The organism is Cellulomonas sp. P4_D11, assembly GCF_056401915.1.
On the sequence record NZ_JBFUIK010000009.1, the window covers coordinates 90,549 to 114,200 of the forward strand.

General features: G+C 72.3%; 25 protein-coding genes and 1 tRNA gene. 15 read left to right on the forward strand and 11 right to left on the reverse strand.

All coding sequences use genetic code 11. The annotated features are described in order from the left end of the window. Positions 1-11: 11 nt before the first annotated feature. The 5 genes from AC1DT4_RS07925 to AC1DT4_RS07945 are packed head-to-tail and all read left to right on the forward strand — an operon-like array spanning position 12 to position 4,048. Positions 12-911 carry a phytoene/squalene synthase family protein gene (locus AC1DT4_RS07925; protein WP_477089233.1) on the forward strand — a complete coding sequence of 300 codons (900 nt, stop codon included), beginning with the start codon at positions 12-14 and terminating at the stop codon, positions 909-911. Then, complete coding sequence (crtI, locus tag AC1DT4_RS07930; protein ID WP_477089234.1) at positions 908-2,566, forward strand: phytoene desaturase family protein; 1,659 nt, start codon at positions 908-910, stop codon at positions 2,564-2,566. The genes AC1DT4_RS07925 and crtI overlap by 4 nt, the downstream gene beginning before the upstream one ends. Then, a complete protein-coding gene (locus AC1DT4_RS07935; RefSeq protein ID WP_477089235.1) occupies positions 2,563-2,880 on the forward strand; it encodes a lycopene cyclase domain-containing protein in 318 nt (105 codons plus the stop codon). The genes crtI and AC1DT4_RS07935 overlap by 4 nt, the downstream gene beginning before the upstream one ends. Beyond that, positions 2,877-3,179, forward strand: a complete 303-nt coding sequence (locus AC1DT4_RS07940; RefSeq protein WP_477089236.1) for a lycopene cyclase domain-containing protein — start codon at positions 2,877-2,879, stop codon at positions 3,177-3,179. The genes AC1DT4_RS07935 and AC1DT4_RS07940 overlap by 4 nt, the downstream gene beginning before the upstream one ends. Then, a complete protein-coding gene (locus AC1DT4_RS07945) occupies positions 3,176-4,048 on the forward strand; it encodes a prenyltransferase (protein ID WP_477089237.1) in 873 nt (290 codons plus the stop codon). Before AC1DT4_RS07940 ends, AC1DT4_RS07945 begins: the two co-directional genes overlap by 4 nt. A 72-nt stretch (positions 4,049-4,120) precedes the next feature. On the opposite strand, the gene AC1DT4_RS07950 is transcribed toward AC1DT4_RS07945, so the two are convergent. The 6 genes from AC1DT4_RS07950 to AC1DT4_RS07975 all read right to left on the reverse strand — a co-directional run bounded on the left by AC1DT4_RS07950 (position 4,121) and on the right by AC1DT4_RS07975 (position 12,146). Further along, complete coding sequence (locus tag AC1DT4_RS07950) at positions 4,121-5,824, reverse strand: ABC transporter ATP-binding protein (RefSeq protein WP_477089238.1); 1,704 nt, start codon at positions 5,822-5,824, stop codon at positions 4,121-4,123. Beyond that, positions 5,821-6,906 carry an ABC transporter permease gene (locus tag AC1DT4_RS07955; RefSeq protein ID WP_477089239.1) on the reverse strand — a complete coding sequence of 362 codons (1,086 nt, stop codon included), beginning with the start codon at positions 6,904-6,906 and terminating at the stop codon, positions 5,821-5,823. Before AC1DT4_RS07955 ends, AC1DT4_RS07950 begins: the two co-directional genes overlap by 4 nt. Beyond that, positions 6,906-8,018: an ABC transporter permease gene (locus AC1DT4_RS07960; protein ID WP_477089240.1), complete on the reverse strand. Its 1,113-nt coding sequence runs from the start codon at positions 8,016-8,018 to the stop codon at positions 6,906-6,908. The genes AC1DT4_RS07955 and AC1DT4_RS07960 overlap by 1 nt, the downstream gene beginning before the upstream one ends. A gap of 87 nt (positions 8,019-8,105) precedes the next feature. Next, positions 8,106-9,755, reverse strand: coding sequence for an ABC transporter substrate-binding protein (locus AC1DT4_RS07965; protein ID WP_477089241.1), 1,650 nt, complete (start codon positions 9,753-9,755; stop codon positions 8,106-8,108). Between the two features lie 137 nt (positions 9,756-9,892). Next, positions 9,893-11,116, reverse strand: coding sequence for a cation:proton antiporter (locus tag AC1DT4_RS07970; protein ID WP_477089242.1), 1,224 nt, complete (start codon positions 11,114-11,116; stop codon positions 9,893-9,895). Between the two features lie 82 nt (positions 11,117-11,198). Further along, positions 11,199-12,146, reverse strand: coding sequence for a DUF808 domain-containing protein (locus tag AC1DT4_RS07975; RefSeq protein ID WP_477089243.1), 948 nt, complete (start codon positions 12,144-12,146; stop codon positions 11,199-11,201). 99 nt (positions 12,147-12,245) lie between these two features. On the opposite strand from AC1DT4_RS07975, the gene AC1DT4_RS07980 reads away from it, so the two are divergent. Then, on the forward strand, positions 12,246-12,434 hold the full coding sequence (locus AC1DT4_RS07980; RefSeq protein WP_477089244.1) for a hypothetical protein: 189 nt from the start codon (positions 12,246-12,248) through the stop codon (positions 12,432-12,434). After that, complete coding sequence (locus tag AC1DT4_RS07985) at positions 12,431-13,444, forward strand: UbiA prenyltransferase family protein (protein ID WP_477089245.1); 1,014 nt, start codon at positions 12,431-12,433, stop codon at positions 13,442-13,444. Before AC1DT4_RS07980 ends, AC1DT4_RS07985 begins: the two co-directional genes overlap by 4 nt. On the opposite strand, the gene AC1DT4_RS07990 is transcribed toward AC1DT4_RS07985, so the two are convergent. Next, a complete protein-coding gene (locus AC1DT4_RS07990; RefSeq protein ID WP_477089246.1) occupies positions 13,445-14,008 on the reverse strand; it encodes a GNAT family N-acetyltransferase in 564 nt (187 codons plus the stop codon). It lies immediately after the preceding gene. A 10-nt stretch (positions 14,009-14,018) separates the two neighbouring features. Then, a complete protein-coding gene (locus AC1DT4_RS07995) occupies positions 14,019-14,591 on the reverse strand; it encodes a TetR family transcriptional regulator (RefSeq protein ID WP_477089247.1) in 573 nt (190 codons plus the stop codon). A gap of 85 nt (positions 14,592-14,676) precedes the next feature. Between AC1DT4_RS07995 and AC1DT4_RS08000 the strand changes: the two genes are divergently transcribed. Then, positions 14,677-15,573, forward strand: coding sequence for an SDR family oxidoreductase (locus AC1DT4_RS08000; protein ID WP_477089248.1), 897 nt, complete (start codon positions 14,677-14,679; stop codon positions 15,571-15,573). Positions 15,574-15,591: 18 nt separating this feature from the next. Here the strand turns inward: AC1DT4_RS08000 and AC1DT4_RS08005 are convergent, their stop codons facing one another. Further along, positions 15,592-15,828, reverse strand: coding sequence for a DUF7455 domain-containing protein (locus tag AC1DT4_RS08005; protein WP_477089249.1), 237 nt, complete (start codon positions 15,826-15,828; stop codon positions 15,592-15,594). A gap of 257 nt (positions 15,829-16,085) precedes the next feature. Here AC1DT4_RS08005 and AC1DT4_RS08010 point away from each other — a divergent pair, with 257 nt between their 5' ends. Then, positions 16,086-18,173 (forward strand): RCC1 domain-containing protein, encoded by a 2,088-nt coding sequence (locus AC1DT4_RS08010; protein WP_477089250.1) that lies wholly within the window; start codon positions 16,086-16,088, stop codon positions 18,171-18,173. A 3-nt stretch (positions 18,174-18,176) separates the two neighbouring features. Here the strand turns inward: AC1DT4_RS08010 and AC1DT4_RS08015 are convergent. Then, a tRNA-Lys gene (locus AC1DT4_RS08015) sits at positions 18,177-18,249 on the reverse strand. A gap of 135 nt (positions 18,250-18,384) precedes the next feature. On the opposite strand from AC1DT4_RS08015, the gene AC1DT4_RS08020 reads away from it, so the two are divergent. From AC1DT4_RS08020 to AC1DT4_RS08045, 6 genes are all read left to right on the forward strand, one after another. Next, a complete protein-coding gene (locus AC1DT4_RS08020) occupies positions 18,385-18,702 on the forward strand; it encodes a hypothetical protein (RefSeq protein WP_477089251.1) in 318 nt (105 codons plus the stop codon). A 239-nt stretch (positions 18,703-18,941) separates the two neighbouring features. Continuing rightward, complete coding sequence (locus AC1DT4_RS08025; protein WP_477089252.1) at positions 18,942-20,501, forward strand: vWA domain-containing protein; 1,560 nt, start codon at positions 18,942-18,944, stop codon at positions 20,499-20,501. A 133-nt stretch (positions 20,502-20,634) separates the two neighbouring features. Continuing rightward, on the forward strand, positions 20,635-20,967 hold the full coding sequence (locus AC1DT4_RS08030; protein ID WP_477089253.1) for a hypothetical protein: 333 nt from the start codon (positions 20,635-20,637) through the stop codon (positions 20,965-20,967). Between the two features lie 62 nt (positions 20,968-21,029). After that, entirely contained in the window at positions 21,030-21,608 is a 579-nt protein-coding gene (locus AC1DT4_RS08035; RefSeq protein WP_477089254.1) for a winged helix-turn-helix domain-containing protein, read from the forward strand. Further along, positions 21,605-22,396, forward strand: a complete 792-nt coding sequence (locus AC1DT4_RS08040; protein WP_477089255.1) for an SRPBCC family protein — start codon at positions 21,605-21,607, stop codon at positions 22,394-22,396. The genes AC1DT4_RS08035 and AC1DT4_RS08040 overlap by 4 nt, the downstream gene beginning before the upstream one ends. Before the next feature lie 28 nt (positions 22,397-22,424). Then, positions 22,425-23,246, forward strand: coding sequence for an MBL fold metallo-hydrolase (locus AC1DT4_RS08045; protein WP_477089256.1), 822 nt, complete (start codon positions 22,425-22,427; stop codon positions 23,244-23,246). Between the two features lie 57 nt (positions 23,247-23,303). On the opposite strand, the gene AC1DT4_RS08050 is transcribed toward AC1DT4_RS08045, so the two are convergent. After that, positions 23,304-23,594 carry a hypothetical protein gene (locus AC1DT4_RS08050; RefSeq protein WP_477089257.1) on the reverse strand — a complete coding sequence of 97 codons (291 nt, stop codon included), beginning with the start codon at positions 23,592-23,594 and terminating at the stop codon, positions 23,304-23,306. Positions 23,595-23,652: the final 58 nt, after the last annotated feature.

Genomic DNA, 23,652 nt, shown 5'->3' on the forward strand with positions numbered 1-23,652 from the left:
TGGGGGAGCCGATGTCGGAGGTGCGATCCGCCCGTGACCGGGCGCTCCGGCTGTACGACGCCACGGCCGCGCGCACGAGTGCCGGCGTGCTGGCCGCCTACTCCACGTCGTTCGGGCTGGGCACGCGCCTGCTCGGCCGACGGGCGCAGCAGGACATCCGCGCGGTGTACGCGCTGGTGCGGCTGGCCGACGAGGTCGTGGACACCTATCGGGGCGATGACGCCGGCGCCGAGCTGGACGAGCTCGAGGCGCAGACCACGCGCGCCCTGCGCACCGGGTACTCGACCAACCTCGTCGTGCACGCGTTCGCGCGCACGGCCCGCCGCGTCGGCATCAGCGGCGCCGAGACCGGGCCGTTCTACGCCTCGATGCGCACCGACCTCACCGTGCGGGCGCACGACCGGGCCAGCTACGACGCCTACGTCTACGGGTCCGCCGAGGTGGTCGGGCTGATGTGCGTACGGGCCTTCCTCAACGAGGACCGGCGGCCCGACGAGCCCGTGCGCCAGCCCGACGAGACCCAGGTGGCGGGCGCGCGGGCGCTGGGTGCCGCGTTCCAGAAGATCAACTTCCTGCGCGACCTCGGCGCCGACACCGAGGAGCTCGGCCGCACGTACTTCCCGGGGACCACGCCGGGGCACCTCGACGACGCGCAGCTCCACTCGATCCTCAGCGAGATCAACGCCGACGTCGCCGTGGCCCGCGCGGCGGTGCCCAGCCTGCCCCGGCGGGCGCGCTACGCGGTCGGTGCGACGCTCGCGCTCTACCAGCGGCTCCTCGACGAGATCGCGACGCGGCCGCCCGAGTCGCTGCTGGTCGGCCGCGTGCGCCTGCCCACCCCGGTCAAGCTGCTGGTGGTCGGCGAGTCCGTGGTGGCGGAGGCGCGGGCGGGCCGCGCGGTCGACGCATGAGCGGACGTGCGGGCGGGCCGGGTCCGGGGCGCGTCGTCGTCGTCGGCGGGGGCATCGCCGGCCTGACGACCGCCGCGCTGCTGGCCCGCGGCGGCGCGCTGGTGACCCTGCTCGAGCGGCACGACCAGCTCGGGGGGCGCGCGGGCACGCTGTCCGTCGACGGGTTCCGGTTCGACACCGGGCCCTCGTGGTACTTCATGCCGGAGGTCTTCGAGCACGCGTTCGCGCTGCTGGGGGAGCGCATCGAGGACCACATCGAGCTCGAGCGGCTCGACCCCGCGTACCGGCTGTTCCCCGAGCCCGCCGACGACGGCCCGGCCGAGCCGTTCGACGTCGTCGGCGACCCGGAGGCCAACTGGGCGACGTTCGACGCCCGCGAGCCCGGGGCCGGCGAGGCGATGCGGCGCTACGCCGAGGCGTCGACGCAGGCGTACCGCACCGCGCTCGACTCGTTCCTCTACACGACGTTCGCACGGCCGGACCGGCTGCTGTCGCTGGACGTCGTGCGGCAGTCGGGCACCCTGGCCGGGCTGCTGACCGGGACGCTCGCCGACAAGGTCGCCGGCACCGTCACCGACCCGGTCCTGCGGCAGGTGCTCGGGTACCACGCGGTGTTCCTCGGGTCGTCGCCGTACCGGGTCCCCGCCCTGTACTCGCTCATGAGTCACCTCGACCTCGTCGACGGCGTACGTTTCCCACGCGGCGGGATGTACACGGTGATCGAGGCGCTGGAGCGGATCGCGCGCAAGGAGGGTGTCGAGGTGCGGACCGGCGCCGACGTGGCGTCGATCGAGATCGCCGACGAGTCGCCGTCCGTCCGGCATCCACGCAGGTCAGGCACGGCCCGGGGCGTCCGGCTCGCCGACGGCACGCTGGTCCCGGCCGACGTCGTCGTGTCGGCCGCGGACCGCCACCACACCGAGACCGAGCTGCTGGGCCGGCACCGGGACCTGCCCGACGAGTGGTGGGCGGACCGCGGGCCCGGGATCTCGGCGCTGCTGATCATGGCCGGGGTGCGGGGCGAGCTGCCCGAGCTGGCCCACCACTCGCTGTTCTTCACGCGGGACTGGCCGACGAACTTCGAGGACATCCTCGGCACCGGACGCGCCTCCGCACCGGACGGCCTGCGGGTGCCCGAGGTGGCCTCGATGTACGTGTCCCGTACCACCGCCAGCGACCCGACCGCCGCGCCGGCGGGGCACGAGAACCTGTTCGTGCTGGTCCCGTTCCCCGCCGACCCCTCTCTGGGCGGGGACGATCTCGAGACGCACGCCGACCGGTACCTGGACCAGGTGGCCGACTGGGCGGGCATCCCCCACCTGCGGGACCGCGTGGTGACCCGGCGGGTCGTCGGTCCCGCCGACTTCGCGCGCGACTTCTCCGCGTGGCGCGGCACCGCGCTCGGCATGGAGCACACCTTGCGGCAGAGCGCGATGTTCCGGCCGGGCGACGCCTCCGCGCGCGTCCCGAACGTCCTGCACGTCGGGGGTGGCACGATCCCGGGTGTGGGACTGCCGATGTGCCTGATCAGCGCCGAGCTCGTGGTCAAGCGGATGCTCGGGGAGACGTCGTCGCGACCCCTGCCCGCCCCGCTGCGGCCCGGCTACCTGGCGTCCGCGCGTCGCCGCGGGGTGTGGAGCGAGCAGGTCGGATGAGCGTCCTGTACCTCGCCGCCCTGCTGCTGTCGCTGGGTGGCCTCGCCCTGCTGGACCGCCGGTTCCGGCTCGCGTTCTGGGCCGACCCCCGCCGCGCCGCGCTCACCGTCGGGATCGGCGTCGCCGGCTTCCTCCTGTGGGACGGGCTCGGTCTGGTCCTCGGCATCTTCGCGCGCGGCGACTCCCCGCACATGACCGGGCTGCTGCTGGCACCCGAGCTGCCCGTGGAGGAGGCGTTCTTCCTGGCGCTCCTCTGCTACACGGCCCTGCTGGCGTGGCGCTGGTTCGACCGGCGTCGGGACGTGCGCCCGTGACGAACATCGTGCTCAACGTGATCGTGCTGGCGCTGCTCGGCGCGGTGTCGTGGCCGGTGCTGCGCACGATGCGGCCGTCGCCCCTGCTGGTCACGGTGCTGATCCTGTGCGTGCTCACCACGGTCTTCGACACGCTCATGATCCGGGTGGGGCTCTATGAGTTCGACCCCGACAAGATCCTCGGCGTCTACGTGTGGGGAGCGCCGCTCGAGGACTTCGCCTATGCGATCGCCGCGGCCGTCGGGATGCCGGTGCTCTGGGTGGTCCTCGGCCGGCGGAAGGCGCGGGCCGGCTCGTGAGAGAGGTCCTCGCGGCGTCGCGCCCGTTCTCCTGGATCAACACCGCGTACCCGTTCGCCGCGGGCTACCTGCTGGCTACGGGCGGCCGGATCGATGCCACGTTCGTCGTCGGCACCCTGTTCTTCCTCGGCCCGTACAACCTGCTGATGTACGGCATCAACGACGTGTTCGACTACGCCTCGGACCTGCGCAACCCGCGCAAGGGCGGGATCGAGGGCGGCCTGGTCGAACCGGCGCGCGCCGCGCAGGTGCACCGCCGGATCCTGTGGTCGTGCGTTGTCGCCACCGTGCCGTTCGTCGTCTACCTGCTGCTCGTCGGCGACGCGGCCGCCAACGCCACGCTGGCCCTGGTGCTCTTCCTGGTCGTCGCGTACTCCGCGCCCGTGCTCCGGTTCAAGGAGCGACCGGTGCTCGACTCGCTGACCTCCGCGATGCACTTCGTCGGCCCCCTGCTGTACGCGCTCGTGCTGGTGGGCGCGGACCTCGGGGCGTCGACCACCTGGCCGGTGCTGGTGGCGTTCGTGCTCTGGGGGATGGCGTCGCACGCGTTCGGGGCGGTGCAGGACGTGCGCGCGGACCGCGAGGGCGGGATCGCGTCGGTGGCCACCGCGCTCGGGGCGCACCGGACGGTCGTGGCGTCGACGGTCCTCTACGTGCTCGCGGCGGTCGTCCTGCTCGTCGTCCCCTGGCCGGGGTCGCTCGCGGCGGTGCTGCCCATCCCGTATGCGATCAGCACGGCACAGTTCTGGTCCGTGCGCGACGAGGACTGCGAGCGAGCCAACGCCGGGTGGCGCCGGTTCCTCTGGCTCAACCTGGTGACGGGGTTCCTGGTGACGATGCTGCTGATCGTCATCGCCCGGACGGGCTGACCGGCACGACGTCGGGGGCCGGTCCACCCGTGGGTGAACCGGCCCGCCGTCACCCGTGCGAGGGGGTGTGTGTCACTCCGACGCGCGCAGGGTGCGCCACTGCTCGCGGCGGGCGGCCTGCTCGATCGGGTCCGGCACCGGCAGGGACGCCAGCAGGCGCTGCGTGTACGGGTGCTTGGGTGCGCCGAGCACCTGGTCGCCGGTGCCCTCCTCGACCAGCACGCCCCGGTGCAGCACCGCGATGCGGTGGGCGAGCAGGTCGACGACGGCCAGGTCGTGGCTGATGAACAGGCACGCGAACCCGAGCTCGGCCTGCAGCCGGGCGAACAGGTCGAGCACGCGGGCCTGCACGGACACGTCGAGCGCGCTGGTGGGCTCGTCGGCGATGAGCAGCTCGGGGCCCAGGATGAGCGCCCGGGCGAGGCTGGCGCGCTGGCGCTGGCCGCCCGACAGCTCGTGCGGGAACCGGTCGCCGAACGCCTTGGGCAGCTGCACGGCCTCCATCAGCTCGTCGACCTTCGGCCGCGCCTCCTGCGGGTTGCGCGCGAGCCCGTGGACCACCATCGGCTCGGCGACGCACTGCGCGATCGTCAGCAGCGGGTTGAAGCTCGTCGCCGGGTCCTGGAACACGAACCCGATGCGCTTGCGGACCGGGCGGAACGTCTTCTCCTTGACGCCGAGCATCTCGACGCCGTGGACCTTCAGCGAGCCGCCGCTGACGGGTGTCAGGCCGGCGATCGCGCGGCCGATGGTGGTCTTGCCGCTGCCCGACTCGCCCACCAGCCCGAGCACCTCGCCGGGCCGGATCACCAGGTCGACACCGTCGACGGCCGTGAACGCGGGCTGCCGGAGCCGGCCCGGGTAGACGATCCGCAGGTCGCGGGCCTCGACCACCGGCGTCGCCGACTCATCGACGACCATGGCCTCGAGCTCGTCGGCCACGCGCACGCGGTCGCGCAGCCGCCGGCCGCCGACGCGCGGGACGGCGTCGAGGAGCTTGCGCGTGTACGGGTGCTGCGGCGACGCGAACAGGGTGCGCGCGTCCGCCTGCTCGACGATCTCGCCGTTGTACATGACCGCGACGCGGTCGGCGAGGTCCGCGACGACGCCCATGTTGTGCGTGATCAGCACGATCGCCGAGCCGTACTCCTGGGGGAGCCGGCGCAGCAGGTCGAGGATCTCGGCCTGCACGGTGACGTCGAGCGCGGTCGTCGGCTCGTCGGCGATGATCAGGCCGGGGTCGAGCACCAGGGCCTGCGCGATGACGATGCGCTGCTTCTGACCGCCCGAGAACTGGTGCGGGTAGTGGTCGACGCGGTGCTCCGGGTCCGGGATGCCGACCAGGCGCAGGACCTCGATCGCCTGGGCGCGGGCGTCCTTGTCCGACAGCTTGCGGTGGGCGCGTAGGCCCTCCGCGATCTGCCAGCCCACCGGGAACACCGGGTTGAGGGCGGTCGACGGCTCCTGGAACACCATGGCCGCGTCGCGCCCGCGCACGTCGCGCAGGTCGTTCGGGCTCATCGTCGCGACGTCGTGCGTGGCCGAGCCGTCCTTGCGGGTGAGCAGGACGGCCCCGCTGGTCAGCGCGGTCTCCGGCAGCAGGCCCAGGATCGAGCGCGCGGTGACGGTCTTGCCGGAGCCCGACTCGCCGACGATCGCGAGAACCTCCCCGGCGGCGACCGAGAGCGTGACGCCCTCGACGGCGCGGACCGTGCCGGAGTCCGTCGCGAACGAGACCCGCAGATCCTGGATGTCGACGACGTTCTGGGTGGTCATGAGCGGTCCTCCGTCTCGCCGTACAGGTTCGACGGCGCCTCGAGCTCGTCGATGGTGCCGAACTCGTCGTCGGCGACCCCGCCGGGGACGGCGACGACAGGGCTGACCACGGCGGCCTTCGCGGCCCGGCGCGTGCGCAGGCGCGGGTCGGCGAGGTCGTTGAGGGACTCGCCGACGAGGGTCACCCCCAGCACCGTGAGCACGATCGCCACGCCCGGGGGCACGGCGGTCCACCAGATGCCGCTGGTCACGTCGGACAGCGACTTGGACAGGTCGTAGCCCCAGTCCGCGGCCGCCGTCGGCTCGATGCCGAACCCGAGGAAGCCGAGTCCGGCCAGCGTGAGCACCGCCTCGGAGCTGTTGAGCGTGAGGATCAGCGGCAGCGTCCGCGTCGAGTTGCGCAGGACGTGGCGGCCCATGATCCGCAGGTGCCCGGAGCCGATCACCCGGGCGGACTCGACGAACGCCTCGGCCTTGACGCGCACCACCTCGGCGCGCACGACGCGGAAGTACTGCGGGATCATCACCACGCTCAGGGAGATCGCGGCCGCCATCACGCCGCCCCACATCGACGACTGACCGCCGCTGATGACGATGGCCACGACGATGGCGAGCAGCAGGGACGGGAACGCGAAGAGCGCGTCGGCGATCACCACGAGCACCCGGTCCACCCAGCCGCCGAAGTACCCCGACAGCAGGCCGAGGATGACCCCGGCGAAGATCGAGAGCAGCACCGCGACGATGATGACGAGGAACGCGGGGCGGGCGCCCCAGATGGTCCGGGACAGGACGTCGTACCCGCCGACGGTGGTGCCCAGCAGGTGCTCGGCGGACGGCGGCTGCTGCGAACCGAAGTTCACGCCGTTCGACTCCAGCTGCGCGTAGCCGTAGGGCGCGAGGACGGGCGCGAACGCCGCGGTGATGACGAAGATCGCCACGAGCACGAGGCCGACGACGAGCATCGTGCGCTGCAGGCCGACGCTCGTGCGGACGTGGCGCACCACGGGCAGGCGCTTCCAGAGGGAGGTGTGCTCCGGCGCCGCCGGGGCGGCGTGGATGGCATCCGGGTCGATGACGGTCATCAGTACTTGATCCTCGGGTCGACGAGTGCGGCGATGACGTCGACGACGAAGTTCGTCAGCGCCACGACGACGGCGAGCAGCACCACCAGGCCCTGGACGGCGACGAAGTCGCGCGCCAGCAGGAACTGGACCAGCTGGAAGCCGAGGCCCTTCCACTCGAACGTGGTCTCGGTGAGCACCGCGCCGCTGAGCAGCAGCGCGACCTGCAGGCCGATCACGGTGATGATCGGCACGAGCGCGGGGCGCCAGGCGTGCTGGCGCAGCAGCCGGCGCTCGTTGACGCCGCGGGAGCGGGCCGCCTCGACGTAGCCGGTGGAGAGCGTGCCGATGACGTTGGTGCGGACGAGCCGCAGGAAGATCCCGCCGGTCAGCAGGCCCAGCGCCAGGGCGGGCAGGATCGCGTGCTGCAGGACGTCCCACACCACGGCCGGGTCACCGGTGCTGATCGCGTCGACGATGTACAGGCCGGTCCCCGCGCCGTTGCGCTGGATCTCGATCTGGGCGTCGGTCGAGGCGCGCCCGGCGACGGGGAGCCAGCCGAGCCACACGGAGAAGACGAGCTTGAGCAGGATGCCGGCGAAGAAGACGGGCGTCGCGTAGGCGACGATCCCGGACACCCGCAGGGTCGCGTCCACGCTGCGGTCGCGGCGCGCGGCCGCGATCCGGCCCAGCGGGATGCCGACCAGGAGGGCCACGATCATGGCGTAGAACGCCAGCTCGAGCGTGGCGGCGCCGTACGTCAGCACCACCTCCGTCACCGGGCGGTTGGTCGAGATCGTCGTGCCGAAGTCGCCGCGCAGGACGTTGGTGATGTAGTCCCAGTACTGCACCAGGATCGGCCGGTCGTACCCGGCGGCGTGGATCCGTTCCTGCAGCTGCTCGTGCGTCAGCCGCCCGCCCAGCGAGGCGGTGATCGGGTCGCCGGTCGAGCGCATCAGGACGAAGACGGTCGTCACCAGGATGAAGATCGTCGGGAAGATCAGCAGGAACCGGATCAGCAGATAGCTGCCCAGGTGCCCCCCCGATCGCCTGTTCTTCGCAGCCGGGGTCGCCGGCGCGGTGGGTTCGCCGGGCGCGACGCCCGTGGGCGCTCCGGTGGTGGTGGAGGTCATGGTTCCTGCCTGTTGCGGTGCGGACGGCCGGACGGCCCCGCCCCCGATCGTGCTCGGGAGCGGGACCGTCGGCCAGTGCTGCTGGTGTCAGCCGTTGGCGAGTGCGCCGTAGCGGAACTTGAACGAGGCGTCGAGGGTGTCCTCGGTGCCCGTCACGTCCTTGCCGACGACGGCCACCTGGGCGCCCTGGAGGAGCGGGACCGTGGACAGGTCCTTGGCCACCGCGTCCTGGATGTCCTCGATGAGCTGGGTGCGGGCGGCGGGGTCAGCCGTGGTCGCCTGCTTCAGGATCATGTCGTTGACCTCAGGGTTGTCGTAGTGGTTCGACAGGAAGTTCTCCGTGAGGAAGAACGGCGTGAGGTAGTTGTCCGCGTCCGAGTAGTCCGGGAACCAGCCGAGCTGGTAGGCCGGGTACACGTCGGCGGTGCGGTCCTTGGAGTACTGGACCCACTCCGTCGTCTGCAGGTCGACCTTGAACAGGCCGTCCTTCTCCAGCTGCTGCTTGACCAGGGCGTACTCGTCGGCCGACGAGGGGCCGTAGTGGTCGTTCGAGTACTGGAGGCTCAGCGCGACCGGCGTGGTGACGCCGGCGTCCTCGAGTGCCGCCTTGGCCTTCGCGGCGTCGGGACCGCCGTTGCCGTCGCCGTACATGCTCTTCAGCGACTCGGTGGCGCCGGTCAGGCCGTCCGGGACGTAGGAGTACAGGGGCGTGTAGGTGCCCTTGTAGACCTGCTCCGACAGCGGCGCGCGGTCGACCAGGTCGGCCACGGCCTGGCGGACCGCGAGGGCCTTCGCCGGGTCGGCGCCGTCCGCCTTCGCGCCGTACGGCTGCGTGTCGAAGTTGAACGTGATGTAGCGGATCTCGCCACCGGGGCCGTCGACGACCTTGACCTTGTCGTCCGTCTTGAGGTCCGCGATGTCCGTCGCCGAGAGGCTGCGGAACGCGACGTCGATGTTGCCCTCCTGGACGTCCAGCTTGAGGTTCGACGACTCGGCGTAGTACTTGACGTTGACCTCGTCGGTCTTCGCCGGCGGCAGGACGCCCTTGTAGTCCGGGTTCGCCTTGTACGAGATCAGCGAGTTGAAGTCGTAGCCGGTGATCGTGTACTGCCCGGCGAAGGCGTTGCCGTCGACGATCGTGTCGTCCGGCGTCACGGCGTCGGCCGAGAAGACCTCCTCGTCGACGATCGGGCCAGCGGGGCTGGACAGGATCTGCGGGAAGATCTGGTCGTTCTCCGACTTCAGGTGGAAGACCACCGTGGTGTCGTCGACGGCGTCCGTGCTCTCCAGGTTGTAGAGCAGCGAGGACGGGCCGTTCTCGTCCGCGATCTTCTGCTGACGGTCGAACGTGAACTTCACGTCCGACGCCGTCAGGTCGTGGCCGTTGGCCCACTTCAGGTCCGGCTTGAGCTTGACCGTGTACTCCGTCGGCGCCGTGAACTCGGCCGAGACGGCGATGTCCGGCTCGACGTCCGGGCTGCCGTACGGCGTGTTCATGAGGAACGGGAACACCTGGTTCTGGACGGCGAACGAGCCGTTGTCGTACGAGCCCGCCGGGTCGAGCGTGGTGACCTTGTCCGTGGTGCCGATCGTCAGCGCGCCACCGGAGGCGGAGGTGCTGCCACCGTCACCGCCGTCGTCGTTGCTGCCCGAGCAGGCGGTCAGCACGAGGGCTGTCGCCGCGAGTCCCGCGGTCGCCACGATGAAGCGGCGTCGGGGTGATGCGAGGGAGGACATGCGCTACCTCTTCTGTCAGGGCCGCGGACGCGCAGGGAGCGTCCGCCGCTGGATTCTCAGTGGGCTATGGGTAGCACACAGATGTTGCGAGCATCACGAGGGTCTTACCGGTAAGTAACATCCACGTCTCGGGATGATCACGATCGTCCGGAGATTTCCCGCGGGATCCCGTCGTCGTCGACGTTCTCGGGCTCGTCGGACCGTACGTCCAGCAGGCCCGCGACCAGCGGACCTGTCGCGCCGTAGACGATCGCGGTGGCCAGCACGACGCCGAAGACCACCGGCACGAGCTCGGGGAACGGCTCGCCGGCGTCCTCGAACTGCAGCGCGAACACGCTCGCGGTCGACGCGGCCACGATGCCGCGCGGAGCCATCCAGCCGACCATCGCCCGTTCTCTTCGGCTCAGCACGGTCCGGCTCGTGGCGGCCGCGGCGGCCAGCGGTCGCAGGACGAGGACGAGGAGCGCGACGAGGACGAGGGTGAGCGGCGCGTAGTGCAGGAGGGCGTCGAGGTCGACGCGCGCCGACAGCACGATGAACAGGGACCCGATCAGGAGCATGCCGACGTGGCTGCCGAACTCGTGCAGCGCCTCGAGCCGCACCCACCGCTGGTTGGCGAGCGCGACCCCGAGGGCGGTCGTGGCCCAGAGGCCGGACTCCTCGTAGAACGCCTCCGCGGCGGCGAACGCGGTGAGCGCGACGGCGACGCCGAGCGCGACATGGGTCGCCGGCGGGACCTTGGCGACGGCCACCAGCGCGAGGAACACCCCCGCGGCCACCAGGCCGGTGACGATCCCGGTCAGCCCCGTCCACCCCAGGTGGGGAGCGCCGTCGTGGAGCGCGATGCTGACCATGCCGAGCGCGACGGTCGCGCCGATCGGGTCGATGAAGATGCCCTCGAACGCCAGCACCGACTCGAGCGGCTGCTTGGGCCGGATCACCGCGAGCATGGGCCCGACGACGGTCGGGCCGGAGACGATGAGGATCGCGCCGATGACCAGGGCGTGGTCGAGCGGCAGGTCGAACACCGCGCGGGCCAGGATGGTCGCACCGACGCCGGTGAGGAGGGCGCCCGAGGTCACCAGGCCGAGCACCGGCCGTCGTGCGCCCCCCTGGAGCCGTGAGAAGTCGAGCTTGAGCGCTTCCTCGAACAGCAGCAGGCCGACCGCCATCGACACCAGCGGGAACAGCGCGTCGCCCAGGATCGCGTCCGGGTTCACCCAGCCCAGCATCGGGCCGACCAGCAGGCCGAGCAGCAGCAGCGGGATGATCGACGGGATGCGGGTGGCCTTGCCGAGCATCTGGCCGAGGACGCCGAACAGGACGATCGCCGCGACGCCGGCCGTGAACCCGAGCTCCATGCGAGTCATTGTGTCGGGTCGGCCACGGGCGATGTCGCTACCGCGCGCACTCCGTCCCGGTGCGCCCTCTCGGCGTCAGCGGTCAGTGGGCGGCTTCGGGTGCCCGGCGTCGGGGGACGAGGTGCATGACACCGACGACGACGGCGCCGACCACGAGGCCGACGAGCGCCGAGCCGAGTGTGTCGACGAGCCACGCGAGGAACCCCCCGATGCCCGGCACGCCGTGCACGGCCTCCTCGAGGTGGTGCAGGAGCTCGAACGGGGCGTGCCAGCCCAGCTCGTCGACGCCCGAGAGCAGGATGTGGCCGCCGACCCAGAGCATGGCGACGATCCCGACGGTCGACAGCACGGACAGGACCTTCGGCATGGCGCGGACCAGCACGCGCCCGGTCGCGGCGGCCGCGCCGTTGCTGCGCCCGGCCAGGTGGAGGCCGATGTCGTCCATCTTCACGATGAGCCCGACGACGCCGTAGACGAGGGCGGTGATGGCCAGCGCGACGATGGCGAGGATGATCGCGCGGGACAGCAGCGGCTCGTCGGCCACCTCGTTGAGCGCGATCACCATGATCTCGGCCGACAGGATGAAGTCGGTGCGGATCGCGCCGCTCACCATCGACTTCTCCGTGGCCTCGCCCTGCACGGCGACCGGCGTGGTCGTGTGCTCCGTCGCGTGCCCGCTGACCAGCTCCCAGATCTTCTCCGCGCCCTCGTAGGCGAGGTAGGTGCCGCCGACCATGAGGATCGGGGTGAGGAGCCACGGGAGGAACTGGCTGAGCAGCAGGGCCGCCGGGAGGATGAACAGCAGCTTGTTGCGCAGGGAGCCCACGGCGATCCGCCGCACGATCGGCAGCTCGCGGTCCGGGCTGAAGCCGTGGACGTAGCGCGGGGTGACGGCCGTGTCGTCGATGACGACGCCCGCGGCCTTGGCGCTCGCCCGGCCCGCGGCCGCGCCGACGTCGTCGACCGAGGCCGCCGCAAGCTTCGCCAGCGCGGCGATGTCGTCGAGAAGCGCGGCGAGACCGCCTGCCATCGGTGCTCCTTCACTCGTCTGCCGGATGCTCGGGTGATCCTGGCACAGCGCAAGCATCGTCGAGATAGTCTCCCGGCACCCGAACCGGAAGGTCCGCCCGTGCCCACCGATGACGACCGTCCGCCCGCCCCGCCGCCCTGGCCGCCCCAGCGACCGCGCCGCTCGCTCACCGGCTGGCAGGGCGTGGGGATCGCGCTCGCGGTCGTCCTGGGAGTCAGCGGGCTGGTCGTCGTCGCCGTCGGGGTGCTGTTCGTCGTGGGCATGAACCAGTGGGCGAGCAACAAGTGACGGGCGACCTGCGCGCGCACGTGCGCCTCGTCGTCCTCATGGCGCGCCCGGCGCTGGTGCTGCTTGCCGGCAGCTATGCCGCCATCGGTCTGGCGCAGCACGGCGCGGCCGACGACCTGTGGCGGACGGCCGGCGTCCTCGTCGTCGTGATCGGCTACCTGCTCGCGTCGGTGGTCCTCAACGACCTCGCCGACGTGGCGGTCGACCGGATCAACCTGGCGGGAGACCGGTCCCGGCCGCTCACCACCGGGAGCACGCCTCGCGAGCTGGTGCTCGTCGCCGTCACCGGCGGGGTGCTGGCGGTGGCGTGCGCCGTGGCGCTGGGCTGGCCGGTCCTCGTCGTCCTGGTCGCCGGGCTGCTCGTCGCGGCCGCGTACTCGGTGCCGCCGCTCAGCCTCTCGAAGCGCGGGGTGGTCGCCTCCCTGGTGCTGCCGCTCTGCGTCGTCGCGGTGCCGTACCTCGTGGGGCTGGTCGCGGCCGACGCGCAGGTGCGGCCCGCCGACCTCGCGCTGCTGGGCGGGCTGTACGTCGCGATCATCGGCCGCCTGCTGCTCAAGGACTTCCGCGACGTGCGCGGCGACACGCTGCTGGGCAAGCGGACGTTCCTCGTCCGGTACGGCCGGCGGGCCACGTGCCGGACCAGCGCCGTGCTGTGCGTGCTCGGCGGCGCGGTGCTGCTGCTCGCCGTGCCGGACCGCAGCCTCGCGCTCGTCGCCGTCTACGCCGGCGGGCTCGCGGTGGTGGTCTGGTTGCTGGTGCGGCTGGCGTCGAGCACGGGACCGCGGCAGGACACGGTGCTGGTCGCGGCCGTCGCGATCATCGGCCGCGGCCTGCTCATGGCGCTGCTGGCGCACCTGTCGATGAGGCCGCTCGGCTGGACGCTGCTCCAGCAGGCCCTCGTCGTGCTGGCGCTCGGGGTGCTGACCATCGGGCTCGCCTCGGACATGCTGCGCTACGGCCCGCGCGTGCGGGGCACGGCTCCTGTGCTGGAGCAGTCCCGCGTGGAGTGATCACAGGTCGCGGCGCATGATCACGCGCGGGCGGCCGCCGCTGTGACCGGTGGTCGGGGCGGCCCGCGCGAACCCCGCCGACTCGAAGAGCCGGCTGGTACCGACGTAGCCCGAGATGATGTCCACCCGGTCGCCGGTCCCGACCTCGATCGGGTAGCCCTCGACCACCTCCGCGCCGCTTGCCTTCGCGTGGGCGATCGCGCCCTCGAGGAGCTCGTGCATGAGGCCCTGCCGGCGGAACCGCGGCCGGACGACGAAGCAGACGATGCTCCACGCGTCGCGGTCGTCGACGAACGGGATCGTGCGCGAGTGCATGAGCCGCCGGTAGCTGCTGCGCGGCGCGACCGAGCACCACCCCGCCACCTCGCCGTCGACGTAGGCGAGCACGCCCGGCCCGGGTTCCTGCGCGCACTCGTCGCGCATGTACTGCGCGCGCTCCGCGTTGGGCACGCGGCTGTCGCGGTACGCCATGCACCAGCACCCGCCGCCGCCGGGCTTCTTGACGCCGACGACCTCGAAGAAGTCGTCGTAGCGGCCGACCGCGGGCAGCACCTCCACGCTCATGCCCGCCACGCTAGGCCGGGTCGCCCACACTCACTGCGCGGAGCTGGTCGAGCGTCTCGCGGATGCGCGTGGCGAGGTCGGCCGACGACGCGTCGGCGACCCAGAGCTCGAAGCCGATCGAGAACGCGGTCACGCCCGCCTGCGCGGCCAGCGGCGCCGCGGGGTCGGGGACGCCCCGCTCGCGCAGGGCGGTGGTCGCGGCGGCGGCCAGGCCGGCCAGCTTCAGCAGCTCGCGCTCCTGGAGCGCGGGGTTCGCCGCGATCACCCCGGCCCGCGTGCGCGCGTGGTCCCGACGCTCCTCGAGCAGGGCCGCGGCGTCGGCGAAGGCGTGGCCGACGACGTCGATGGGGGCGAGCCCCGCCGGCGCGTCCGCGATGGCGTCGACGAGGCGCTGCTGGAGCAGGCCCGAGCCGTCGAAGAGGACCTCGCGCTTGTCGGCGAAGTGGCGGAAGAACGTGCGCTCCGTGACGCCCGCGCGCTCGGCGATGTCCTCGACGGTGGTCTGCTCGAACCCGCGCTCGGCGTACAGCTCCAGCGCGACGCGCGCGAGGCGGCCACGCGCGTCCGGCTCCCATCGACCCATGCCGAGCAGTGTAGTGATGACAGACGCTGACATCGCGCGTACGGTGCTCATGACAGTTACTGACATCGCTTCGAGGAGTTCCACCATGCGCGTCTTCATCACCGGGGCCTCCGGCTGGATCGGGTCCGCCGTCACCGCCGAGCTGCTCACCGCGGGGCACGACGTCCTCGGCCTCGCCCGCTCGTCGCAGTCCGCCGACGCCATCGCCGCCGCTGGGGCGTCCGTGCACCGCGGGAGCCTCGACGACCTGGACAGCCTCCGCAAGGGCGCGGTCGACGCCGACGCGGTCATCCACCTGGGCTTCAACCACGACTTCTCCGACATGGGCGGCGCGTGGCGGACCGAGCGCGCGGCCGTGGAGACGTTCCTCGACGTGCTCGAGGGGTCCGACCGCCCGTTCCTGCTGGCGTCGGGCGTCGCCGGCCTCACCCCTGGCCGCGTCGCCACGGAGCGCGACGCGAGCACCCAGCGCGGGCCGGAGAGCATGCGGGGCGGCGCGGAGAACCTCGCGCGCGACCACGCGGACCGCGGCGTCAGGTCGGTCGGCCTGCGGTTCGCGCCGACCGTCCACGGCGAGGGCGACCACGGTTTCGTCGCCGTTCTCGCCGGGATCGCCCGGGCGACCGGCGTCTCCGGCTACGTGGGCGACGGCTCCGCCCGGTGGCCCGCCGTGCACCGGCTCGACGCCGCGCGCCTGGTCCGGCTCGCGCTCGAGGGCGCTCCGGCCGGGTCGGTCGTCCACGCGGTCGGCGAGGAGGGCGTGCAGACGCGCGAGATCGCCGAGGCCATCGGCCGCGGGCTCGACGTCCCGGCCGCGTCCGTCGACCCCGCCGACGCCTCCGAGCACTTCGGCTGGATCGGCCGGTTCTTCGCGCTCGACACGCCCGCGTCCAGCGACCTGACTCGCGGGCTGCTGGGCTGGGAGCCGACGCACCCGGGCCTGCTCGAGGACATCGCCGCGGGGTACTACACGCGGGGCTGAGCGCCCGCGTCCTCGTCGTCAGACGCGCTCGGGCGCCTGCTCGTCGATGCGGTGGCGCTCGTCCTGGATCGTCGCGCCGGCTGCGACCAGCTTGAGCTCGTGGGCGCGGAAGTGGTGGCCGCAGAAGAGCAGCTCGAGCCCGTCGGCCGCGGGGAGCGTCGCCTTGACGAACGCCTGGGCGCCGCAGCGGTCGCAGCGGTCCTGGCGGGTGAGCTCGGCGGCGGTCACGGGCTGGTCGACAGTGGTGGCGGTCATGTCCGGGGTACCTCGTCTCGCTGGTGGGGCGGGGCTCGTCAGGCGAGCTCCGCGCGTGCTGCCCATCAGAACGACCGGTCCGGGGTCGCCATTCCGGTGTTCGCCCAGCGGTGAACTGGTGGCGCCGGGACCTTCGACCCTGGGACCGGCCCCGCCGCCGGACGAGCGTGGAGAGGGAAGTCCCAGCGACGGGGCGGGTCCCCGCCGCGGGCGCGGCGCGGAGGCGCACGATGCGACGAGGACGAGGCCACCTGTCCGTGCGAGCGGCACGCGGTGCGCCGCGGGTGCTTGCCGCCGGGCTCCTCGGCGTCCTGGCACTGGTCGCTGCACCGGCGGCGTCTGCCGTCGTGCCGGGGGACCCCGCCGACGCGGTGGTCCTCGAGGTCAGCGCACCGGCGACGACGGTGGCAGGGACACCGGTCGACGTCACGGTGACCGCGCGGACCGCCACGGGTGAGATCGCCGCCGGCTATCTCGGCACGGTCCAGCTCGGCACCGACGACCCCCGTGGCCCTGTCGTGCCGCCCCCCTACCTGTTCGGCACGGCCGACGCCGGCGTGCACACGTTCGTAGGCCTCACCCTGCACACCGCCGGCTCGCGGACCGTCTCGGCGGCCGACACCGTCGCGGTCGGCCTGGCGGGCACCGCGACCGTCCGGGTGCTGACCGGGCCCGTGACTCAGCTCCAGATCGAGGACCTGCCGTCCGTGCAGGCTGGGGGGACGGTCACGGTCCGGGTCGTCGCGAAGGACGCCTGGGCCAACACGGTGACCTCGTACCGCGGCACCGTGACCCTCACGACCCGCGACCCGCGTGCGCTCCTGCCCGCACCGTGGACGTACACGGCCGCCGACCGCGGGAGCCATGACTTCCCCCTGACGCTGTACACCGCCGGGGGCTGGGCAGTCACCGCGACCGACCCCGGTCTGCCCCAAGGGTGGGAGAGCGTCCGGGTCCTGCCGGGTCCGGTGACGACGCTGGAGGTGCTGGCGCCTGCCGCGGCCACGACCGGCGTGCGGTTCCCTCTCACCGTGACCGCAGTTGATCCCTGGGCCAACGCGGTCCCGTCGTACCTCGGCACGATCGCCCTGAGCAGCAACGACGGCGGCGCCGGCGGCTGGTTCACGCCGGCGCAGCACCGGTTCGTCGCCGCCGACGCCGGTCGCCTCGTGCTCACCGGCCTTCAGGGCGCGGTGCTGGCGACCCCCGGCACGCGGACGATCACCGCGCGCGACGTCGCGAACCCGGCCCTGACCGGCGCGGCCACCGTGGCCGTCGCGCTCCCGACCGGGCACGCCCTGTACGCCTGGGGCGACAACGCCTGGGGACAGCTGGGCATCGGCACCACGACGGCGAGCCTCAGCCCGGCACGCGTCGGCACGGAGCGCGCGTGGGCGCGCGTGTCCGTCGGAGGCGACCACACGGTCGCCATCCGGTCCGACGGCACGCTCTGGGCGTGGGGCGGCAACCACGACGGCGAGCTCGGCGACGGCACGCGGACCCCGCGGAGCTCCCCCGTACGCATCGGGACCACCAACCAGTGGGCCTGGGTCTCGGCCGGTCCGTCGCACACGCTCGCGCTCAAGCGCGACGGGACGCTGTGGGGCTGGGGCCGCAACTGGACCGGCCAGCTGGGCGACGGCACCACGACCAGCAGGCTCAGCCCGGTGAGGATCGGCACCGACACCCACTGGGTCGCCGTCAGCACCGCCGGCTCGTCCAGCCACGGGATCAAGAGCGACGGCACCCTGTGGTCGTGGGGGAGCAACACCTCGGGCGTCCTGGGCGACGGTTCGTTCACCCGCCGACTCGCTCCCGTGCGCGTCGGGACCGAGGCGCGGTGGGTGTCCGTGTCGACAGGCGGTCTGCACAGCGTGGCGATCCGGAGCGACGCCACCCTGTGGGCGTGGGGCGACAACACCTACGGGATGCTCGGTGACGGTACGACGAACGACCGGTCGCGCCCCCTGCAGGTTGCGACGGACCGCCGATGGGTGGCCGCGCAGGCCGGCGGCTCGTTCACGCTCGGCATGAGCGGGTCGAGCGTCTGGGCGTGGGGCCAGAACGACGGCGGGCAGCTGGGGGACGGCACGACGACCAACCGGCTCACCCCGACCTACCTGCCGCGCAACGGCTGGTGGCAGGCGCGGACGATGGACGCCGGTGACCAGGACAGCGTGGTCGTGACCACGGGCGGCGCGCTCGTCGGGTGGGGGAGGAACTCTGCCGGCGAGGTGGGCAACGGGACCACCTCGGAGGTGCTGACCCCCGTCCGCATCGGGACGGCCGCGACCTGGTGGGACGCCGCGACCGGCTTCCGGCACACGGTGGGTCTGCGCGACTGACGGTGGGCCCCGTGGGGATCGAACCCACAACCCGCGGATTAAAAGTCCGCTGCTCTGCCAATTGAGCTAGAGGCCCGGGAGATCAGGGTGTGGTCCGTGGAACCCGCCGGACGACTCCGGAGTGGTTCGCCTGCTCCCGCCCGCCGATGGTAGTCGGCCCGGTGGCTTCGCCGGACGTCGGCCCCGGATCGCGAGCGTGGTGCGGAGCGCCATGGCGTTCGGGGACGAGCTGCCCGACTGCACGCTGCGCTCGGATCTGGTCGCCGGCGACTGCTTGCGCGAGTACCCGAACTCCTGGGACCTCGGCACGGCCGACCCGGTGGACTGCGGCGAGCCGCACGCCCTGGAGATCGTGTCGGTCCTGCCCCTGTCGGGTCTGCTCGACGAGCGGGTCGTCTGGACGGACGTGAGCTTCCCGTACCCGGATGACTGGTCGGCGGGTGCGACGGCGGTGTACTGCGCGGTGGCGACCGATGTTCCGCAGCTACAAGGGTCGGTGCTCGACGCAACGGTGACGGGACCGGAATAGTCGACAGCGGTCTCGCCTCGTTGTGGGTGATTGTCTCCCCAGGTCGGGCCGCATTTTCTTTGCGATGGGCGCTATTCCTGAAATGCCGCCGCCCGTTACCCGACCGGGACGGTCGCGTGACCGTTCCGTGCTGGTCGCGGCCCCCCGCCGGACGCAACGCTTCAGTCCTCGAACAACGGAGGCAACTGATGCGCGTTCCATCGATGGGCACCCTGTCTGCGGCACGACGGAATGGTCGCGTGGACGTCCGCGCAAAGACGCCGACCCGCGTGGTTGCCGCGGTGGCCGTCGTCGTCGTCGCCGGTGCGCTCGGCGCCTGCAGCGCGGACGGCTCGAGCGACGCCTCCTACGGACAGGACACCGCCTACGACGGCTCGGCCGCGGACGACAGCTGGCGCCAGGCGCCGATGGACGACCAGGAGGAGTACGACGACTCCCCGGAGCAGCCGTTCCAGGACGTGGCGACGAGTCCGTTGTCGACGTTCGCCTCCGATGTCGACACCGCGTCGTACAGCAACCTGCGCCGCCAGCTGCGCCAGGGCGTCGCGCCGGAGGGGGTCCGGATCGAGGAGCTGGTCAACTACTTCGACTACGACTACCCGACGCCGGCGCCGAACGCTGCGGACCCGTTCACGGTGACGACGCAGGTCGCGGACGCGCCGTGGGCGCCCGAGCACCAGCTGGCGATGATCGGCGTGCAGGCCACGGCCGAGAAGTCCACCAGCCGCGGCAACAACATCGTCTTCCTGCTCGACGTGTCCGGCTCGATGGACGAGCCGAACAAGCTGCCGCTGCTCGCGGACTCGTTCGAGCTGCTGGTGGAGCAGCTCGACGAGGGCGACACCGTCTCGATCGTGACCTACGCCGGCAACGACCAGGTGCTCGCCGACTCCGTGCGGGGTGACGAGCACGGCGAGCTGGTGCGGATCCTGCGCGAGCTGCGGGCCGGGGGGTCGACCGGCGGTGCGCAGGGTCTGCAGACCGCGTACGAGCTGGCGGCCAGGAACTTCGTCGAGGGTGGGAACAACCGAGTCGTCCTGGCGACCGACGGCGACTTCAACGTCGGCCCGTCCAGCCCCGACGAGCTCACCGAGCTCATCGAGGAGCACGCAAAGTCGGGGGTCTACATCTCGGTGCTCGGCTTCGGGATGGGAAACCTGAAGGACAACACGATGGAAGCCATCGCCGACCACGGGAACGGCAACTACGCCTACATCGACACCCTCGACGAGGCGCGGAAGGTCCTGGTGGACGAGTTCGACTCGACGATGTTCGTCGTCGCCCAGGACCTCAAGGTCCAGGTCGAGTTCAACCCCGCGACCGTGGCCGAGTACCGGCTGCTGGGCTACGACAACCGCCGCCTCGAGGACGAGGAGTTCGACGACGACGCCAAGGACGCGGGCGACGTCGGCGCCGGCCACGCGGTCACCGCGTTCTACGAGCTGGTCCCGGCCCGGGGGGAGTCGCGCGACGAGCTGGACTATCAGGACGTCGAGACCGGGCTCTCCAGCGACTTCCTGACGGTGCACGTGCGCTACAAGCACCCGGGTGCCACCGAGAGCACCGAGGTCGTCTTCCCCGCCAGGGCCAGCGCGTACACCACCCGCCCCTCGACCGACTTCAGGTTCGCGTCCGCCGTCGTCGAGTTCGCCCTCGTGGCGGGCGGCTCGCAGAACGCCGGCGGCGCCGACCCGTCCCGCGCTCGCGAACGTGCGCAGACGGCCCTCGGCGAGGACCCCTACGGCCTGCGGTCGGAGTTCGTCACCTTGATCGACGCCTACGAGGAGATTGCCGGCTGAAAAATCACGCACGCCATTGCTCCGGGTGAACTGTGCGAGACATCAACGCCTGGGTGAGCGTTGACGGTCTACGTCCCGGATGCTGGCATTTCGCGAGGATGTCGAGCGGCCCTACGACGGCAAGGAAAAGCGCATGGCCGGAAAGTCGACAATGGGCGCCGTGGTGATTGCGTGCCTCGCGTTCCTGGCGGCGGGATGCGACAGCTCGTACGAGCCGTCGGGCAACGAGCCCCCCGTTCAGGAAGCAGTCGAGCCGCTTCCCGAGCAGCCACCCGCCCCGGAGCCCGACCCGGTGTGGGAGTGCTTCTACGAGCCCACCTACGACGACGACTGGCACAACGACGTCCTGTGCAGCAACGGCGCGGAGTCGGACCGGCCCTACCTCAGGGAGTGGGACGACTTCGTCACCGAGGACGAGATCATGGAGTCGGCGCGCGAGTACGAGGACCAGCTCAACTCGGCCTGACCGCGAAGCGGGTGTCCCGGCTAACCCTTGACAAGATTTTTCGTCAATGCCACGGTGGCGTCATGCAGGACGTCGAGGTCATCGAGAGCGCGGAGGCAGCCGCCGCCGCGCTGGAGCCGATCCGGGCCCGGCTGCTCGGCGAGCTGGCCGTCCCGGCCTCCGCCGCGGGGCTCGCCGCGAAGGTCGGCATCGCGCGCCAGAAGGTCAACTACTACCTGAAGTCGCTCGAGGCGCACGGCCTGGTGGAGCTGGCCGAGGAGCGCCGGCATGGGGGCATCACGGAGCGGGTGCTGCAGGCGTCGGCGGCGTCGTACGTCGTGTCGCCGGCGGCCCTCAGTGCCGCCGCGGCCGACCCGGACGCCAACGCCGACCACCTGTCGGCCGGCTACCTCGTCGCGCTCGCGGGCCGAGTGGTGCGGGAGGTCGGTGCGCTGGCGCGACGGGCCGGCGCGTCCGGGAACCGGCTGCCGACGCTGACCATCGACACCACCATCGGCTTCCGGTCGGCCGCCGACCGGGCGGCCTTCGCGGACGACCTCACCGCAGCGGTGCTCGACCTGGCCGCTCGCTACCACCACGACGACGGGCGCCCGCACCGGCTCGTCGTCGCCGCCCACCCTCTCCCTGAGGAGGACTCATGAGCACCACCCTGAACGCCCCGTACCGCCTCGAGTTCAGCGTCGAGGTGCCCGGCACCCCGGAGCAGGTCTGGGAGGCCATCGCCACCGCCAAGGGTATGAGCGCCTGGTTCGGGCCCACGGAGATGGAGGAGCGCGAGGGCGGCTCCCTGCACTTCACGATGGGCCCGGAGATGGACTCGGACGGCCAGGTCACCGGCTGGGACCCGCCGCGCCGCCTCGAGTACCAGGAGGACTGGGCCCACCTCATGGGCAAGGACCCGGCCTCGCTCAGCCCGTTGACGTCCGAGTTCCTCGTCGAGGCGCAGTCCGGCGGCACCTGCGTCGTGCGCGTGACCAGCAGCGGCTTCGGGACCGGCGCCGACTGGGAGTCCGAGTGGTGGGAGACCCTGGGCCCCGGCTGGATGCCGTTCTTCGACAATCTGCGTCTGTACCTGGCGCACTTCCCCGGCCAGGAGGCCACGCACCTGGAGGTCTCCGCCACCCACCCCGGCGACGCGGAGGAGCTCTGGTCGACCCTGCGCGACGCGCTCGGCCTGGGCGACGAGGGCGCGACGGTCGACCTGCGCGGCGCCACCGGCACCGTCGAGCGCGTCGGCGAGCGGCAGACGCTGGTCCGGCTCACCGCGCCGGTGCCCGGCATGCTCAACGTCTTCGCCTGGGGCTCGGGCGACGGCACGGTGACGACCGGTGTGCGGGCGTACCTGTTCTCCCCCGACGCGGCGGACTACGTCCGGCGCGAGGAGCCGGCCTGGCAGGCTTGGCTGCAGGGGCTCTCCGTCCCGGCCTGATCGCACCCTCACCATCGAGAGGCTCACCATGCTGACGCAGGTCGCGGAGGGCGTGCTCGTCCACGAGAGCGCGTTCTGCCAGAGCAACGCGGTCGTCGTCCAGGGCCGGGCCGGCGTGCTGCTCGTCGACGCCGGGGTGCAGGAGGACGAGCTGGAGTGCCTGGCGGACGATCTCGCCGCTGCGGGTCAGGCGGTCGTGGCCGGCTTCTCGACGCACCCGCACTGGGACCACCTGCTCTGGCACCCCCGCCTCGGCGACGCGCCGCGGTACGGGACGGCGCGGTGCGCCGCCACGGTCCGGGAGCGGCTGTCGGACGCGGGTGCGAAGGAACGCGTGCGCGGCATGATCCCGGCGGACATCGCCGACCGGGTACCCCTGGACCTGCTCGGCCTCGTCACCGGCGTGCCCGCCGGGACGGCGCTGCTCCCGTGGGACGGCCCGCACGCCCGGATCATCGAGCACCAGGCGCACGCCCCGGGCCACGCGGCGCTGCTGATCGAGGACCGGGTGCTCGTCGCCGGCGACATGCTGTCCGACGTCCTGGTTCCGATGCTCGACCTCCACGGCTCTGCCGACCCGATCGGCGACTACCTCGCCGCTCTCGAGCTGCTCGAGCACGCTGCGGACAGCGTCGAGGTCGTCGTCCCCGGCCACGGGTCGGTGGGCGGACGCGGACAGCTGGAGGTGCGGATCGACCGGGATCGGGCGTACGTGCAGGCGCTGCGCGACGACGCCGCGGCGCTCAGCGACCCGCGGGTCGGACCCTCCGCCCGCCCCGGCTGGGAGTGGGTGAGCGATGTCCACGCGTGGCAGGTCCAGAGCCTCGCCAGCGCCCGGACTCCCGGATAGAAGACCGCGGAGGTCGCCCTCGAGCCAGGGCGGCCCGACAGCCCACCGGGTAGCCCGTCATCCGTCGAGCGCGCCGTGGCGGAACACCCGCCAGACGGTCGGCAGCATCTGCTTCCTCGGGACGCCCCGCAGGATGCGGGTGATCTGCTTGCCCGCGACGAGGGCGCCCAGCGCGCCGACGACCGTCTGCACGACGACGAGGCCGACCACGACGTTCTCGACCTCGAGGCCGGCGGCCTCGGCGATCACCGGCGCGGCGAGCCACACCGGGATCCACCAGAGCAGGATGAGGAAGACGCCCGCGCGCAGACGCGTCGGGGAGATCGGTGCCCTCGGCTCGGCGTCCATCGGGACCGACTCTGGCACGGATGAGCCGGCCCGATGCGCGCAGCCGGTGCGTCGTCCG

Coding starts and splice junctions, on each gene's coding strand:
- AC1DT4_RS07990 (WP_477089246.1), bottom strand. CDS start 14,008: ATGAGCGTGGAGGTGCTGCCCGCGGTCGGCCGCTACGACGACTTCTTC.
- AC1DT4_RS07995 (WP_477089247.1), bottom strand. CDS start 14,591: ATGGGTCGATGGGAGCCGGACGCGCGTGGCCGCCTCGCGCGCGTCGCG.
- AC1DT4_RS07950 (WP_477089238.1), bottom strand. CDS start 5,824: ATGACCACCCAGAACGTCGTCGACATCCAGGATCTGCGGGTCTCGTTC.
- AC1DT4_RS07970 (WP_477089242.1), bottom strand. CDS start 11,116: ATGGAGCTCGGGTTCACGGCCGGCGTCGCGGCGATCGTCCTGTTCGGC.
- AC1DT4_RS07925 (WP_477089233.1), top strand. CDS start 12: ATGTCGGAGGTGCGATCCGCCCGTGACCGGGCGCTCCGGCTGTACGAC.
- AC1DT4_RS08045 (WP_477089256.1), top strand. CDS start 22,425: ATGCTGACGCAGGTCGCGGAGGGCGTGCTCGTCCACGAGAGCGCGTTC.
- crtI (WP_477089234.1), top strand. CDS start 908: ATGAGCGGACGTGCGGGCGGGCCGGGTCCGGGGCGCGTCGTCGTCGTC.
- AC1DT4_RS08040 (WP_477089255.1), top strand. CDS start 21,605: ATGAGCACCACCCTGAACGCCCCGTACCGCCTCGAGTTCAGCGTCGAG.
- AC1DT4_RS08035 (WP_477089254.1), top strand. CDS start 21,030: ATGCAGGACGTCGAGGTCATCGAGAGCGCGGAGGCAGCCGCCGCCGCG.
- AC1DT4_RS08005 (WP_477089249.1), bottom strand. CDS start 15,828: ATGACCGCCACCACTGTCGACCAGCCCGTGACCGCCGCCGAGCTCACC.
- AC1DT4_RS08050 (WP_477089257.1), bottom strand. CDS start 23,594: ATGGACGCCGAGCCGAGGGCACCGATCTCCCCGACGCGTCTGCGCGCG.
- AC1DT4_RS08000 (WP_477089248.1), top strand. CDS start 14,677: ATGCGCGTCTTCATCACCGGGGCCTCCGGCTGGATCGGGTCCGCCGTC.
- AC1DT4_RS07965 (WP_477089241.1), bottom strand. CDS start 9,755: ATGTCCTCCCTCGCATCACCCCGACGCCGCTTCATCGTGGCGACCGCG.
- AC1DT4_RS07960 (WP_477089240.1), bottom strand. CDS start 8,018: ATGACCTCCACCACCACCGGAGCGCCCACGGGCGTCGCGCCCGGCGAA.
- AC1DT4_RS07935 (WP_477089235.1), top strand. CDS start 2,563: ATGAGCGTCCTGTACCTCGCCGCCCTGCTGCTGTCGCTGGGTGGCCTC.
- AC1DT4_RS07975 (WP_477089243.1), bottom strand. CDS start 12,146: ATGGCAGGCGGTCTCGCCGCGCTTCTCGACGACATCGCCGCGCTGGCG.
- AC1DT4_RS08020 (WP_477089251.1), top strand. CDS start 18,385: ATGGCGTTCGGGGACGAGCTGCCCGACTGCACGCTGCGCTCGGATCTG.
- AC1DT4_RS08030 (WP_477089253.1), top strand. CDS start 20,635: ATGGCCGGAAAGTCGACAATGGGCGCCGTGGTGATTGCGTGCCTCGCG.
- AC1DT4_RS07955 (WP_477089239.1), bottom strand. CDS start 6,906: ATGACCGTCATCGACCCGGATGCCATCCACGCCGCCCCGGCGGCGCCG.